This is a genomic window from Geomonas ferrireducens (genome assembly GCF_004917065.1).
Taxonomy (GTDB): Bacteria; Desulfobacterota; Desulfuromonadia; order Geobacterales; family Geobacteraceae; genus Geomonas; species Geomonas ferrireducens.
The window spans coordinates 278,650-292,787 of sequence record NZ_SSYA01000001.1 but is presented as its reverse complement, the minus strand read 5'-3'; the positions used below and the strand labels follow the sequence as shown (position 1 = coordinate 292,787).

Sequence of the window (14,138 nt, the reverse complement as noted above, 5' to 3'; positions counted from 1 at the left end):
GCCTCCGGAATTACAAAAGGTGCTGGATGGTTTCCCGCTGCTCAATCAGGTAGAAGTCGAGGGTCTGTCTCAAGGCGTCTTCCACGGAGGTGGACGGCTCCCATCCAAGGCGCTGCTTCGCGTTCTTCACCGAGGGGACCCTGTTCAGCATGTCCTGGTATCCCTTGCCGTAAAACTCGGCGGAGGTCACCTCTATGATGCGGCACGCATTCGCCCTCTCCTCGTAACCGGGATACTGCCCTACCAGTTCGAGCAGCTTTTCTGCCAGTTCCTTGACGGACAGGTCGTTGTCAGGGTTACCGATGTTGAAGATGCCTGCTTCGGCGCAGCCGTCGCGGTTCTCGATGATGCGCATGAGGCAGTCGATTCCGTCCTCGATGTAGGTGAAGGAGCGGCGCTGTTCGCCGCCGTCAACGAGCTGGATCGGCTCGCCGGCCAGGATGTTGTAGAGAAACTGGGTCAGGACGCGGGAGCTCCCCTCTTTCGCTGTGCTGATCGAATCGAGTTTCGGGCCGATCCAGTTGAAGGGACGGAACAGGGTGTAGCGCAACCCCTCATGGGCGCCGTAGGCGTAGATGACGCGGTCGAGCATCTGTTTCGCGCAGGAGTAGATCCAGCGTTCCTTGTTGATCGGCCCCAGCATGAGCGGGGAAGTCTCCTCGTCGAACTCGCGGTCCGGGCTCATGCCGTAGACCTCCGAGGTGGAGGGGAAGATGATGCGCTTGTTGTACTTCGCGCACTGACGGATCACCTTGAGGTTCTCCTCGAAGTCGAGTTCGAAGACCCGCAGCGGGTCCTTCACGTAGGTGACGGGGGTCGCGATGGCAACCAGCGGCAGCACCACGTCGCACTTCTTGATGTTGTACTCGATCCACTCCTTGTTTATGGTGATGTCGCCTTCCAGGAAGTGAAAGCGCGGGTGCCCCATGGAGCGCTCCAGTTTGTCGCAGGCCATGTCGAGGCCGTAGACCTCCCAGTCCGTGGTGGTGAGAATACGGTGGGTGAGGGCGTTGCCGATGAAGCCGTTCACTCCGAGGATCAGTACTTTCATATCTTTCTCCTTTGCTGCAGATGAGGCTAAGGCGGCGTGCGAGGCGGCCTGTAGGTTTATCTATTGGTTACGAGGTAGTGCTTGGAACTTTGCCAGAGGATGCGCGGTGAGGCCTTGCCGTCGCGGGAAAGTTCGGGCAGGTACTTACGCAGTATCATCGCGTACACGGGCCTCGGTCCGTCCCAGAGCGCGAGGAAGCTCGTCCGGTCGAGGAACCAGGCGGACTGGTCGCCGATCTTGCTGCCGAATTCGATTTCGCCGGTGCCGCCGAAGATCGCCACGCGGCGCCCCGAGTAGAAGGAGAGCCCCTGGCGCAGGCCCTGGCTGACGAGCACCGCGTCGGGACCGGCCAGTTTTTTCACGATTTCACCCGGCTCCCGATACGATTTACGCTCCACGAAGAGCGGATAGATGAAGTGTGGTGCGACCAGAAATAGCAGGACCGAGCCGAGCAGCATCCCCGTGAAGAGTCCGCGCGGGTCCTGACGAATGGCGGCACCGACGGAAAAGGCCCCCTGCACGAGCAGTATCGAGCCTACGACGAGTCCGCCGATCGGGGCGACGAGCGGTCTGTGGGCGACCAGCGGGTAAATCATCGAAGCGCAGCCTAAAAGGACGAGGAGCCAGCCGAAGGCGAGCGCCGGGCGGCGCAGGGGGCGGAAGTCACCGTTCAGCGCCTTGTCGAACAGCACGGCGATCAGTATGGCGAGCGCCGGGTAGACCGGCAGGATGTAGGCGGGCAACTTCGAGTTCGACTTGGAAAAAAACAGGAAGATGATTATGGCCCAGAGTGCAAGGAAGAGGCGGGACTCTCCGCCGTGAACGGAGCGCTCGCGCCAGCAACCGCGCAGCGCCGCCGGAATGAAGAAGGACCATGGGATCATGAAGCCGCACAGAATAGGTATGAAGTACCAAAACGGCTGATAGCGGTGGTGCACTTTGGTCAGGAAACGCTCGAAATGCTCGTGGATGAAGAAGAAATTGAAGAAATCCGGGTTGCGCTGGCACACCACCACAAACCAAGGGGCGGCGACCGCAAGAAAAAGTATGATGCCGGTTGCAAGACGCATCTCCTTCAGGATGCGCCAGCGCCGGGTCAGCGCGAGGTGCCAGAAGATGACCGCGCCGGGGAGGACGATACCGATCAACCCCTTCGCGAGGACCGCAAGAGCGGCGAAAAGGTAGAAGAGGTAATAGTAGCCGGGCCTTGGGTGGTCGGCGTCCCTGGCGGCAAGGATGTAGCTTCCAAGGGCCACGGTCATGGTGAAGGTGAGGGGGATGTCGGTCAGGTTCATCCTGCTCTGGATCAGGAAACCGGTGCAGCCTCCGAGGACCAAGGCGCTTAGCATGCCGACGCGGCGCCCGAACAGTTCGCGCCCCAGATGGTAGCTGAAGAGCACCGTGCCGAGTCCACTCAGGGCGCAGGCTAGGCGGGCGGCAAACTCGTTGATGCCGAACAAGGTGAAGGAGAGGGAGTTCAGCCAGTAGAGAAGCACGGGTTTTTCGAAGTACTTGACGTAGTTCAGCAGCGGGGTGATCAGGTCGCCGCGCTCCAGCATCTCGCGCGGAATCTCCGCGTAGCGGGTTTCGTCGGGGTCGATGAGCGGGAAGTGGCCGAGCAACTGCAGGAAGAGTACACCAAAGAGAAGGGCAAGTATCAGGAGGTCACGGCGGCGCGACGCGTCGGGGCGGGTCACGAAGTCAATCGGATTCTGCATCACAACTCCAGGGTACGGTCGATCACGGTGACCCCTCATGGCATCTCCGAGCGCATGCCAATATAGGGAAATGTGTATTACCTGAAAATGACATCAACATTACAATACTGTCATCTGGAGAGGTGCGTCGACCGCTCCGAAGACGATAGAAGAGCTGAAAGACGCCGCGCCGCTCGCCCGTGGCGTCAAAGGCGCGGGGTCATTGGAATTCCTGATCAGTCCGTGAGCAGTATTGTGGAGCCTGTGGTTCTGCGCCCCTCCAGGTCCTGGTGCGCCCGTGGTGCGTCCTGCAGGGGGTACTGCTGGTTGATCTCGATCTTCACGGCGCCGGAGGCGACCACGCCGAAGAGCTCTGCCGCGGCCTCTTCGAGATCGAAGCGCTGCGCGATGTAGGTGGCGAGGGTGGGGCGGGTGACGTAGAGTGAGCCCAACTGGGAGAGCAGCAGCAGGTCGAGCGGCGGGACGGGCCCGGAGGCGTTGCCGAAGGAGACCATCAGCCCGCGGGGGCGCAGTGACTTGAGCGAGGTCTCGAAGGTGTCCTTGCCGACGGAGTCGTACACGACCGAGGCCCCTTGGCCGCCGGTTATCTCCTTCACGCGCTCGAGGATGTTCTCGGTCCGGTAGTCGATGCAGAAATCGGCGCCGTTTTGCCGCGCGAGCTCGCACTTCGATTCCGACCCGGCCGTACCGATCACCTTCGCGCCCAGCATCCTCAGCCACTGGCAGGCGATGGTCCCGACGCCGCCTGCTGCCGCGTGGAATACAACCGTTTCACCTGCCTCCACCCGGTAGGTCCTGCGAATCAGGTACTGGACGGTGAGCCCCTTAAGCATCATGGCCGCCGCCTGCTCGAAGGAGATGTCGTCTGGGAGGAGGCAAAGCCGCTCCGCCTTGATGTTGCGGACCTCGCAGTACGCCCCCATCACCCCTGCGTAGGCGACGCGGTCACCGGGTTTGACCAGCGTCACCCCGGCCCCGACAGCCTCGACGATGCCGGCTCCTTCGTTGCCGGCTATGGACGGCAGAGGCGCCTTGTAAAGCCCGCTGCGCTGGTAGACGTCCACGAAGTTCACCCCCACCGCCTTGTGGCGAATGCGTGCCTCTCCCGGTCCCGGCTCCGGCACCTCGACATCCATCCACTTCATGACCTCCGGGCCTCCGAACTGTTCAAAACAGATCGCTTTTGGCATCGTTGCCTCCTTTTAGTATTGGTCGGCTCTTGGTTCAGAATCCCATGAACAGGAAGTCCAGGGCGGTGATGATCTCGGTACGTGAATCTTTGAGAGTGCCCGCCTTTACGCCAAGCTCACGGATGTGTATGCCCGACAGCTCGGCCGTCGACATTACGACGGCCTTCCCTTCGACCTCGAACTGAGGATTCAGAAGGCGGACTGGTTTTCCCATAGCTGCGACGGTAACGAGCGGGACTACTACACGAGTCGTCAGCTTGTTTAACAAGTCGGCCTGCACGTCCAGGAGATAAGGTACCGATGTCCTGGAAGCTTGGTCCGTGTTCTCATACACGTCGAATTGCGCCATCAGAACAGCCTCCGCCCGTCCCCGAAGGTTCCCTCTGCTTCGACACGACTATTATAATTGTCGATCGCCTCTTTGTTCTCCTCGTTCCAGTGCAGGTAGAAGTCTTCCCTCAGCATCTCGGCAAGACGTGCTTCCAGGGCCTGTGACAAATTGATGCGCCGCTCTTTTGCCAGGCGCAACAGGTCGCTGTTGATGCTTAGATTGGTCGCCTTTTTGGGGGCGTCAGGGTCGAACAGGTTTACTTGCATGAATGCCTCCTGCGCATGGGTTATGCGCATAGCATAGCGACCTTTTTCACTTCGTTCAAACTTTCTCTCTGAGCTCATCCGGACGAGGCGCTTCGCCCACACAAAAAGGCCGCCCCGTAAGGACGGCCTTTTTCTACCTATGCTTGCTGCCACGGCGGCGGCCGGAGGCACGAAAGGATCGCGTTGTTGCCGGTCGCCCCCGTGACAATGGGTTACGAAACCATTTCGCAGTCGTCTTCAGGCCAGCTGTCGAGGCTGCCGTCGGAAAGTTCCACCTGGACGGTGTCCCCCTCGATGGTGCAGCCGTAGCTCAGACCGGTCTCGCCGGTCTTCTTGTTGCGCACCTGTACCCGCTGTTCCTTTCTTTCCGTGGTATCACAAATCTCCGAATGTACCCGTTTCATGGTAGCCTCCTGAGTCTTGTCCTAATGATAGCAAGGTCGTTGGGCGATGCAACTAGAGAACTGCGGCGATTTCCGGCGCGGCGGTCTCCTTGAACTGCTCGAAGTTGTGACGGAACATCTCGACGAGCTTTTGTGCCATCGCGTCGTAGGCCGCCTTGTCGCTCCATGCGTTTCTCGGGTTCAGGATCTCGGTGGGCAACCCGGGGCAGGAGGCGGGGATGTCGAGCCCGAAGACGGGGTCCTTCACGAAGCTCCCCTTGGCGAGCGTGCCGTCCAGTGACGCGTTCACGAGGGCGCGGGAGTAGGCGATCTTCATCCTGCTCCCGACACCCGGACCTCCGCCGCTCCAGCCCGTGTTGACGAGCCAGCAGTCAACCTTTCTCGAGGCGATCTTCTTGCCCAAGAGGTCGGCGTAGAGCGAGGGCTTGAGCGCCATGAAGGGAGCGCCGAAGCAGGCGGAAAAGGTCGCCTGCGGTTCGGTGACCCCTGCCTCGGTGCCGGCGACCTTGGCCGTGTAGCCGGAGAGGAAATGGTACATCGCCTGCTCGGGGGTGAGCTTCGCGATCGGGGGAAGCACGCCGAAGGCGTCGCAGGTGAGCATGATGATGTTGTTCGGGTGCCCCCCCACCCCGGAGGGGACGATGTTGGGGATGTGGGTGATGGGATAGGAGGCCCGGGTGTTCTCGGTGAAGGAGGCGTCGTCCAGGTCGATACGGCGCGAGATGGTGTCGATGGCGACGTTCTCGAGGATGGTGCCGAACCTTCTTGTGCACTGGTAGATCTCAGGCTCGCTCTCGGCGGAGAGGTTGATCACCTTGGCGTAGCACCCCCCCTCGAAGTTGAAGACGCCGTTCTCGTCCCAGCCGTGCTCGTCGTCGCCGATCAGGAGCCGGTTCGGTGCCGCGGAGAGCGTCGTCTTGCCGGTGCCGGAGAGACCGAAGAAGACGGCGACGTCCCCCTGCGGGCCGGTGTTGGCCGAGCAGTGCATCGACATCACGTTCTTTTGCGGCAACAGGTAGTTGAGCACGGTGAAGATCGACTTCTTGATCTCGCCTGCGTAGCTGGTGCCGCCGATGATGACGAGCTTCCTTGCGAAGTTGATGATGATGAAGGCCTCGGAATTCGTGCCGTCGATCTTTGGTTGGGCGTGGAAAGCGGGAAGGTCTATGACGGTGAACTCGGTCTTGTGGGTGAGAAGCTCCTCCGGGGTGGCGCGCAGGAACATGTTGCGGGCGAACAGCGAGTGCCACGCGCGCTCGCTTATGATGCGCACCGGGATGCGATGCGCTGGACTTGCGCCGGCGAAGCAGTCCTGTACGAAGAGGTCACGCCCCTGCATGTAGTTGCACATCTTCTTGTAGAGGGCATCGAAGCGTTCCGCCTCGAAGGGGCGGTTCACCTTGCCCCAGTTGACGAGGTGGCTGCTCGAGGGCTCCTCGACGATGAACTTGTCGTTCGCGGCGCGCCCGGTGTAGTGGCCGGTCTTTACGGTGAGGGCCCCCAGGTGGGAGATGAGTCCCTCGCCGCGCCGGACCACCTGCTCGTAAAGGACTGAGGTGGGGGAGGTCCAGTAGATGAGGTTCGCGTTGGTGATGCCGTGTTGTTCCAGTCCATTGCCTCTGGTTATGTCGTTTAATCTCACTGCTCCCTCCTTCTCATTGGATCTGCGACAAGATTAAAAGATAACAGGGGCAGGTGTCTTTGCAACCTTAGCGACAATGAGAAAGGGCCCCGGTCTTTCGACCGGGGCCCTTCATCGTTGCATCTGTTTTTCAACGCGTTAGTCGTTGAAACCTTCCTCCGGGGTCAGCGGGTTGAACTGCTCCCAGTGCTCCGGGGAGCGCCACAGGCCGGAAAGGATCATCTCGCGGATGTGGAGGAACTCCTTCGGGAGGCGGTCGTACATCTTCACGAAGAGCTCCTCGTGGGAGAGGATCTCCTCCTTCCAGACGTCACGGTCGATGGACATGAGCTCGTGGTACTGCTCGCGGGATACCGAGCCGAGCCCGGTCCAGTCGATGTCCTCATAGCGCGGCATCCAGCCAAGCGGGCTTTCCACGGAGGCGCCGCGGCCGTTGGCGCGGTCGGCGATCCACTTGAGAACGCGCATGTTCTCGCCGAAGCCCGGCCAGAGGAACTTGCCGTTGGCGTCTTTTCTGAACCAGTTGACGGAGAAGATGCGCGGCGGGTTCGGCGTGGTGCGGCCGACCTGCAGCCAGTGGTTGAAGTAGTCCGCCACGTGGTAGCCGGTGAACGGCAGCATCGCGAACGGGTCGCGGCGCACGTTGCCGATGGCGCCTACCGCGGCCGCGGTGGTCTCGCTCCCCATGGTGGCGGCCAAGTACACGCCGTAGCTCCAGTTGAAGGCCTGGTACACGAGCGGGATCACGTTGTTGCGGCGGCCGCCGAACACGAACGCCTTCATCGGAACGCCCTTCGGATCTTCCCAAGCGGGGTCGATGGAGGGGCACTGGGAAGCCGGGGAGGTGAAGCGGGAGTTCGGGTGCGCGGCGTTCCTGCCGCAGCCCGCGGTCCACGCGTTACCCTGCCAGTCGGTGAGCTTCGCGGGCGCCTCGTCGGTCATCCCCTCCCACCAGACGTCGCCGTCTTCGGTGAGTGCCACGTTGGTGAAGATGGTGTTCTTGGAGCAGGAGTGCATCGCGTTCGGGTTGGACTTGAACGAGGTGCCGGGGGCCACGCCGAAGAAGCCCGCTTCCGGGTTGATGGCGTAGAGCTGGCCGTCCGGGCCGGGCTTGATCCAGGCGATGTCGTCGCCGACGGTGGAGATCTTGTAGCCGCTCTGCTTGAAGTGGTCGGGCGGGACCAGCATGGAGAGGTTGGTCTTGCCGCATGCGCTCGGGAAGGCGGCACCCAGGTAGGTCTTCTCGCCTTCCGGGGTCTCGATGCCGAGGATCAGCATGTGCTCGGCGAGCCACCCTTCGTCCTTGGCGATCTTGGAGGCGATCCTGAGGGCCAAGCATTTCTTGCCGAGAAGGGCGTTGCCGCCGTAGCCGGAACCGAAGGACCAGATGGAGCGCTCCTCCGGGAAGTGAACGATGTACTTCTCCTTGTTGCACGGCCAGGGCACATCTTTCTGGCCCGGGGCGAGCGGTGCGCCGACGGAGTGGAGGCAGGGGACGAACTCGCCGTTCTCACCCAGGATGTCGATGACCTTCTTGCCCATGCGGGTCATGATCTTCATGTTGACCGCGACGTAGGCGGAGTCGGAGATCTCAACGCCGATCTTGGCGATGTTGGAGCCCAAGGGCCCCATGGAGAAGGGGATGACGTACATGGTGCGTCCCTTCATGCAGCCGGTGAAGAGGCCGGTCAGGGTCTTCTTCATCTCTTTCGGGGGCGTCCAGTTGTTGGTCGGGCCTGCGTCCTGTTTCGCGATGGAGCAGATGAAGGTGCGGTCTTCGACGCGCGCGACGTCGCCGGGGTCGGACCAGGCGAGGTAGCTGTTCGGGCGCTTCTCCGGGTTCAGCTTCTTGAAGGTGCCCCCCTTGACGAGCTGCTCGCAGAGGCTGTCGTACTCCGCCTCGCTGCCGTCACACCAGTGGATCTGGTCCGGCTGGCACATCTCTGCCACTTCCTTCACCCAGGCCAGCAGTTGCTTGTTCTTTACTTCGTAACTCATGCCTATTCCCTCCTTTGGGTATTTCGACGCGATAACACGTGACGCTAATGTCTCTTGGGTGTTGCTGATCATCGTTTCCATGGGGTCACCCTCCTTCGCCTAAGTGGCGGAAGACCGAGAGGAGACGGCGGGGTGCAAACGTATCCGCTGCCGGAATTTCCGGTCGGTCTGCTGTTTGATGTTTTTACTGCGTTCGATTTTCGGGACTGTGATGACTGAGAACTGCGGGATTGCAGGGACCTCTGGTGCGGGGGATGTTGCAGTGACGTCCTCGCCCTGTGTCTTGTTCTTCTGTCTTGCACTGTGCCTTGCTGCTGTGAGTCGCCCGTTACTGCCGGGAGACCTTATGCCTTTGCTGCATCGAACGGCTGTCTTCTCACCTCCCTGTTTTATAGTTTTAATTATCGCACTGTAACACAGCGTGCAATGAAAGCAAGTTCTAAACGGCTCGGCACCCCAATTGACAGGCTGCGGCGCTCTGTTAGACTTTTGCGGTCCCAGAACAGATACCGAGGGGGTGTTTAATGGAGCCTTACATCTGCACCGTATGCCAGTATGTCTATGACCCTTACGTCGGCGACCCCGACAACGGCGTGCCGCCGGGAACACCCTTCGCGGACCTGCCGGACGACTGGGTCTGTCCCATCTGCGGCGTCGGCAAGGAGGCCTTCGAGCCTGAGTAAAGCATTTAAAAAGGGGGGGAGCTGAACTGCTCCCCCCCTTCGTCTGTTTAGAGACCCTGCAGGATCCCTTCCAATTCGGTTGTAATCTGTTTGAGATCTTCCAACTGCATGTCGCCCATGTGTGCCACGCGGAAGGTCTTCCCTTTCAGTTTCCCGTAGCCGTCGTCGAACGCAATGCCGCGCTCGCCCAGCTGTTTCTTCACAAGGGCCAGGTCCACGCCGCGGTCGTTGGTCGCGCAGGTGAGGGTGACGGAGCGGTAACCTTCGGCTGGAAGGATGCCGAAGCCCTTCTCCCCGACCCAGGCGCGCATGAAGTCGGCCATCGCCTGGTGACGCTGCCAGCGCTTCTCGAGCCCTTCGGCGAAGATCCTCTCCAACTGCAGGTCCATGGCGTAGATGAGCGAGATGCACGGGGTGGACGGGGTGTTGTCCTTCTCGTCGGCCGCGAGGAATTCCAGGAAGTCGAAGTAGTAGCCGCGCCCCGGGACGTTCTTCGCGCGCTCCAGCGCCTTCTCGCTTGCGGTGAAGACGGCGAGGCCCGGCGGCAGGGCGAAGGCCTTCTGCACCCCGAAGACGCAGCAGTCGATCCCGATCTCGTCGATGGGGATGTTGAGTGCGCTCATCGAGGATACCGTGTCGACGATGGAAACGACGTCCGGGTACTTCTTGAGCACCTCGCCGATCTCGAAGAGCGGGCTCATGGTGCCGGTGGACGTTTCGTTGTGGATGAGGGTGATGGCGTCGTACTTGCCGGTGGCAAGTGCTGCGTCGACCATCTCGGGGGTGATCGGCTGTCCCCACTCGGCCTTGAAGGCGTCCGCCTCCTTGCCGCAGGAAAGGGTGACCTTGTGCCACTTGTCGGAGAAGGCGCCGTTGCAGAAGTTCGCGCAGCGCTTGCCGACGAGGTTGCGTACCGCCCCTTCCATGGCGCCGAAGGCGCTCGAGGTGGAGAGGAACACTTTGTCGGAGGTGGACATGAGCCGTTTCAGCTTATCGGTGACGCCCTTGTGCAGGCGGGCGTACTCCGGCATGCGGTGGCCGATCATCGGGGTTGCCATGGCCTGGAGGATCTCCGGGCTCACCTCGATCGGTCCGGGGATATACAGCTTCTTGTGCATGTAGGGCTCCGTTCCTGAAGTTTTAGAGATCTTGCCGGCAGCGTGCGGCGGGAGGGCGGGGGTAGGGCGTGAACGTCCGACACAACGGGGTCACAGTCCTGCTGCAGGCGGATCGCCAACCTAGCAGATTCCGCTTGCAATGTCAATTCTTGCGCGAGGCAAAAGAGCCTTTGCAAACTGTATCGGAGGCGGCGTCGCACCCCTTTGTGTTGTCTCCCGCCGGGCCATACTCTGACAATGAGCGTACCTGTGTCAGGCGCCTCGGGAGTAGGGACGTACTTCGGTCTCCAATCGCCCCTGCAATGCCTCCAGCGCGACTTCCATGTCGTAGTTGTTCTGCAGGTTGAGCCAAAACTGGGCTTCCATTCCGAAGAGGCGACCGAGACGCAGTGCGGTGTCCGCGGTGACGGCGCGCCGTTTAGCCGCGTAAGACCGTTACCGACGGCCTTTTGCGACTAAATTGTATATGTTGCTTATTGATCGGCAAAATGTTAAACATACCGGTTAGCTGTTTAATACATTAAAACCGAAAGCGCGCGTTTTTTTAGCATCTTACGAATTGGCGCGTTTTCCGCTGGAAAAACATGAAACCTATTATTGCCATCGTCGGGCGCCCGAACGTCGGGAAGTCCACCCTCTTCAACAGGCTGGTCGGGCGCCGCAAGGCGATGGTCGACGACATGCCCGGGGTCACCCGGGACCGTAACTACGCCGAAGTGAACCGCTTCGACATCCCCTTCATCCTGGTCGACACCGGCGGCTTCGAGCCGGAGACCTCGGACAAGCTCTTACAGCAGATGAGGGAGCAGTCCCGCTTTGCCATGGAAGAGGCGGACCTGATCCTCTTCATCATGGACGCCCGCGACGGGCTCACCCCAGCCGACCGGGACGTCGTCGACATGCTGCGGCGCATCAACAAGCCGGTCTTCCACATCATCAACAAGGTGGACGGCGAGAAGCAGGAGGCGAACGCGGGGGATTTCTACTCTCTCGGCGTCGACCACGTCCACACCATCTCCGCCGAGCACAACCGCGGCGTGGGCGACCTGATGGACGAGGTGCTGGCCGCGCTCCCCTACAACCGGGAGAAGGATGAGGACGAGGAGATCACGAGGATCGCCGTGGTGGGGCGCCCGAACGTCGGGAAGTCCACCCTGGTGAATCGTCTCCTTGGATACGAGCGCGTGGTGGCGAACCCCACCGCCGGCACCACGAGGGACGCGGTCGACACCCGCTTCACCGTGAACAAGAAGCCGTACCTCTTGATCGACACAGCCGGCATCCGCCGCAAGGGGAAGACGGTCGAGAAGGTGGAGAAGTACTCGGTCATGGACGCTTTGCGCTCCATCGAGCGGGCGGACGTGGTGCTCATCGTGCTGAACGCCGAGGAAGGGGTCACCGAGCAGGACACGAAGATCGCCGGTTACGCCTACGAGGCTGGGCGCGGCTGCATCTTCGTCGTCAACAAGTGGGACACCCTGCAAAAGGACAACTCCACCATAGTGAAGTTCACCGACGACATCCGCCGTCATTTCAAATACCTCCCCTTCGCGCCGATCCTCTTCATCTCGGCTTCCACCGGTCAGCGCACCGGCAAGATCATCGCCGAGGTGGACCGGGTCATGGAGCAGTACTGCAAGAGGGTCCCGACCGGCGAGCTGAACCGGATCTTCAACCAGGCCGTGGACGAGAATCACGCACCGCTCGACGGCGGCAGAAGGGTGAAGTTTTACTATGCGACCCAGGTAGGGGTGAAACCTCCTTCCTTTGTCATCTTCACCAACCGCCCCGAGGGGATTCATTTTTCCTATGAGCGGTACATCATGAATCGTTTTAGAGAGGCTTTCTGTTTCGACGGGACTCCATTGAAACTCATTTTCCGTGGCAGAGACAAGAAAGATACCTAAATCATTCTTTACTTGGCCGATACGATGGTTTAGTATGATGCCTATTTTTAATCTACCTCCTACGCACAGCGAGCGGCATCAATGAGTCTAGTCGGCAATTTGGAAGATCTCGGACTTGGCGAGATCCTGCAGATAGTCAGCCTGAGCAGAAGGTCCGGCGTCCTCACCCTGCAAAGCAGGGGACGGGAGGCTCGGGTGCTTTTCCGCAGCGGGCAGGTTATCCGCGCCACCTCGTCGACCTTCCAACAGAACATTGGCGAGGTGCTGATCCAGCAGGGGGTAATCGACCTCGGCACCTTGAAGCGCGCGCTCAGCATCCAGGCCGACGAGGGATACAAGCAACTGCTCGGCGCCATCATGGTGGACCGCTTCAACGTCAGCGCGGACGCCATCGAGACGGTGGTGCGCGAGCAGATCGAGAACGTGGTCTACTCGCTCTTCGCGTGGGCGGAGGGGACCTTCGAGTTCGAACTGCAGGAGATCGGCGAGGGGGACAGTACCAGGCTCGACCCGGTGCAGTTCATGCTGCAGCAGGGGCTCAACCCGCAATACCTCGCCATGGAAGGGTCGCGCATCATCGACGAGCAGCGCCACCGCGGCGAGTCCGGCGAGGAGCACGATGAGGCCGCGGTGCAGGACGAGTCGGTGGACTTCGCCTTCGACCTGCTCCAGGAGCCCGAACCGAGCCCCCCCGCGTCCCCTTCCTTCCCCCCTGACGTACCCGCCTTTCAAGAGGAACCGCCCGCAGCACCGACTCCCGCGGCACCCCGCGAGCGAATAACCGCCACCACGGCGGGAAAGCCGCTCGTGCTCGTGGACGACGACCCGGCGACTCTCTCTGCGCTCACCGACATGCTCACCGCACAGGGGTTCCGGGTGGAAGGGATGGATCGTGGCGAGGATGCCCTCATCCGTGTCGACTCGCTGTACCGTGACGGCGTGCGCCCGACGGTGCTCGTGGACCTGATCATGCCCCGCATGGACGGCACCGGCATCCTGGGCGGGCTGGAGCTTTTGGAACTCGTGCGCAACAACTTCCCGGAGCTGCCGCTTCTGGGATTCTCCGACTTCCCCAACGACGAGGCGCAGCGCAAGATGCGCACCCTCGGCATACCGCTGCTTATGAAGCCGTCGAAGGGCGACCTGGACGACGCGCTCGACATCTTCGCGCCCAGGCTGCAAAAAGCGCTGGAAAGTCTGGCTGCCGGGGAGGATGCCGCCTTCACCAGCGTCAACATCGGCGACGAGCTGCGGCTCGAGATGGGGGAGGAGCCGGCGCTTCCTGCGCCGCAGGTGAGCCAGAGCACCGGCATCTCGCAGCTGCGCGGCATGCTCGAGGAGCTCAACAACCCGCAGCTTGGCGGCGGGATCATCCTGCTCGTGCTTCGTTTCGCGTCGGAGTTCGTGAACCGTGCCGTAGTGCTTCTGGTCAAGAAGGAGACCATCCAGGGGCTCGGGCAGTTCGGCCTGAGGGACAGGGACGGGAATGCCGACGCCAGGATCAGGTCCCTTTCCATACCGAGGGGTGAGCCATCCCTCTTTACACAGGTGCTCGAGACCCGCTTCCCCATGAAAGGGGAGGTGGACGCCTCCGTCTGGAGCCGGCACTTCCTTGAACAGCTCGGAGGCGGGCGCCCTGCAGAGTATTTTGTGGGGCCGATCGTGAGTGAAGGGAAGGTCGTAGCGGTCCTCTACGGCGACAATCTGCCGGAGGACAAGCCCGTAGGCGACACCGACTCGCTGGAGATATTCCTGAGTCAGGCGGGCATAGCGATGGAGAAGGCCCTCCTGCAGCGCAGGCTGCAGGAACAGGGACGAGGAGAAATGTGA

General features: G+C 61.2%; 12 protein-coding genes and 1 pseudogene. 3 read left to right on the top strand and 10 right to left on the bottom strand.

Annotated elements, in window-relative coordinates; all coding sequences use genetic code 11:
* Positions 1-10: 10 nt before the first annotated feature.
* From E8L22_RS01350 to E8L22_RS01315, 8 genes are all read right to left on the bottom strand, one after another.
* A complete protein-coding gene (locus tag E8L22_RS01350; protein ID WP_136523499.1) occupies positions 11-1,051 on the bottom strand; it encodes a bifunctional UDP-4-keto-pentose/UDP-xylose synthase in 1,041 nt (346 codons plus the stop codon).
* Positions 1,052-1,107: 56 nt separating this feature from the next.
* Complete coding sequence (locus E8L22_RS01345; protein WP_136523498.1) at positions 1,108-2,769, bottom strand: phospholipid carrier-dependent glycosyltransferase; 1,662 nt, start codon at positions 2,767-2,769, stop codon at positions 1,108-1,110.
* Between the two features lie 215 nt (positions 2,770-2,984).
* A complete protein-coding gene (locus E8L22_RS01340; RefSeq protein WP_136523497.1) occupies positions 2,985-3,959 on the bottom strand; it encodes a quinone oxidoreductase family protein in 975 nt (324 codons plus the stop codon).
* Between the two features lie 34 nt (positions 3,960-3,993).
* Complete coding sequence (locus E8L22_RS01335; RefSeq protein ID WP_136523496.1) at positions 3,994-4,308, bottom strand: CcdB family protein; 315 nt, start codon at positions 4,306-4,308, stop codon at positions 3,994-3,996.
* The gene (locus E8L22_RS01330; RefSeq protein WP_136523495.1) at positions 4,308-4,556 is read right to left on the bottom strand and encodes a type II toxin-antitoxin system CcdA family antitoxin; all 249 of its coding nucleotides are present in this window, start codon (positions 4,554-4,556) and stop codon (positions 4,308-4,310) included. The genes E8L22_RS01335 and E8L22_RS01330 overlap by 1 nt, the downstream gene beginning before the upstream one ends.
* Positions 4,557-4,768: 212 nt before the next feature.
* Positions 4,769-4,960 carry a hypothetical protein gene (locus tag E8L22_RS01325; RefSeq protein WP_135868281.1) on the bottom strand — a complete coding sequence of 64 codons (192 nt, stop codon included), beginning with the start codon at positions 4,958-4,960 and terminating at the stop codon, positions 4,769-4,771.
* A 52-nt stretch (positions 4,961-5,012) separates the two neighbouring features.
* The gene (gene pckA, locus E8L22_RS01320; RefSeq protein WP_136523494.1) at positions 5,013-6,602 is read right to left on the bottom strand and encodes a phosphoenolpyruvate carboxykinase (ATP); all 1,590 of its coding nucleotides are present in this window, start codon (positions 6,600-6,602) and stop codon (positions 5,013-5,015) included.
* A gap of 138 nt (positions 6,603-6,740) precedes the next feature.
* Positions 6,741-8,681 (bottom strand): phosphoenolpyruvate carboxykinase (GTP), encoded by a 1,941-nt coding sequence (locus E8L22_RS01315; protein ID WP_281282907.1) that lies wholly within the window; start codon positions 8,679-8,681, stop codon positions 6,741-6,743.
* A 443-nt stretch (positions 8,682-9,124) separates the two neighbouring features.
* Here E8L22_RS01315 and rd point away from each other — a divergent pair, with 443 nt between their 5' ends.
* Positions 9,125-9,283: a rubredoxin gene (gene rd, locus E8L22_RS01310; protein WP_129127127.1), complete on the top strand. Its 159-nt coding sequence runs from the start codon at positions 9,125-9,127 to the stop codon at positions 9,281-9,283.
* Between the two features lie 47 nt (positions 9,284-9,330).
* Here rd and E8L22_RS01305 read toward each other — a convergent pair whose 3' ends face one another.
* Together E8L22_RS01305 and E8L22_RS01300 are read right to left on the bottom strand one after the other, a co-directional pair.
* Entirely contained in the window at positions 9,331-10,401 is a 1,071-nt protein-coding gene (locus tag E8L22_RS01305; RefSeq protein ID WP_136523492.1) for a pyridoxal-phosphate-dependent aminotransferase family protein, read from the bottom strand.
* 252 nt (positions 10,402-10,653) lie between these two features.
* Positions 10,654-10,809: pseudogene (locus tag E8L22_RS01300) on the bottom strand (helix-turn-helix transcriptional regulator); the annotation flags it as partial.
* 176 nt (positions 10,810-10,985) lie between these two features.
* Between E8L22_RS01300 and der the strand changes: the two are divergent.
* Complete coding sequence (gene der / locus E8L22_RS01295; RefSeq protein WP_136523491.1) at positions 10,986-12,308, top strand: ribosome biogenesis GTPase Der; 1,323 nt, start codon at positions 10,986-10,988, stop codon at positions 12,306-12,308.
* A gap of 81 nt (positions 12,309-12,389) precedes the next feature.
* A complete protein-coding gene (locus E8L22_RS01290; RefSeq protein WP_136523490.1) occupies positions 12,390-14,138 on the top strand; it encodes a response regulator in 1,749 nt (582 codons plus the stop codon).

Excerpts from the sequence above, each read along its gene's own strand:
- rd (WP_129127127.1), top strand. The coding sequence starts at position 9,125 with ATGGAGCCTTACATCTGCACCGTATGCCAGTATGTCTATGACCCTTAC.
- E8L22_RS01325 (WP_135868281.1), bottom strand. The coding sequence starts at position 4,960 with ATGAAACGGGTACATTCGGAGATTTGTGATACCACGGAAAGAAAGGAA.
- der (WP_136523491.1), top strand. The coding sequence starts at position 10,986 with ATGAAACCTATTATTGCCATCGTCGGGCGCCCGAACGTCGGGAAGTCC.
- E8L22_RS01350 (WP_136523499.1), bottom strand. The coding sequence starts at position 1,051 with ATGAAAGTACTGATCCTCGGAGTGAACGGCTTCATCGGCAACGCCCTC.
- E8L22_RS01335 (WP_136523496.1), bottom strand. The coding sequence starts at position 4,308 with ATGGCGCAATTCGACGTGTATGAGAACACGGACCAAGCTTCCAGGACA.
- E8L22_RS01345 (WP_136523498.1), bottom strand. The coding sequence starts at position 2,769 with ATGCAGAATCCGATTGACTTCGTGACCCGCCCCGACGCGTCGCGCCGC.
- E8L22_RS01290 (WP_136523490.1), top strand. The coding sequence starts at position 12,390 with ATGAGTCTAGTCGGCAATTTGGAAGATCTCGGACTTGGCGAGATCCTG.
- E8L22_RS01315 (WP_281282907.1), bottom strand. The coding sequence starts at position 8,681 with ATGGAAACGATGATCAGCAACACCCAAGAGACATTAGCGTCACGTGTT.
- E8L22_RS01305 (WP_136523492.1), bottom strand. The coding sequence starts at position 10,401 with ATGCACAAGAAGCTGTATATCCCCGGACCGATCGAGGTGAGCCCGGAG.
- E8L22_RS01340 (WP_136523497.1), bottom strand. The coding sequence starts at position 3,959 with ATGCCAAAAGCGATCTGTTTTGAACAGTTCGGAGGCCCGGAGGTCATG.
- E8L22_RS01330 (WP_136523495.1), bottom strand. The coding sequence starts at position 4,556 with ATGCAAGTAAACCTGTTCGACCCTGACGCCCCCAAAAAGGCGACCAAT.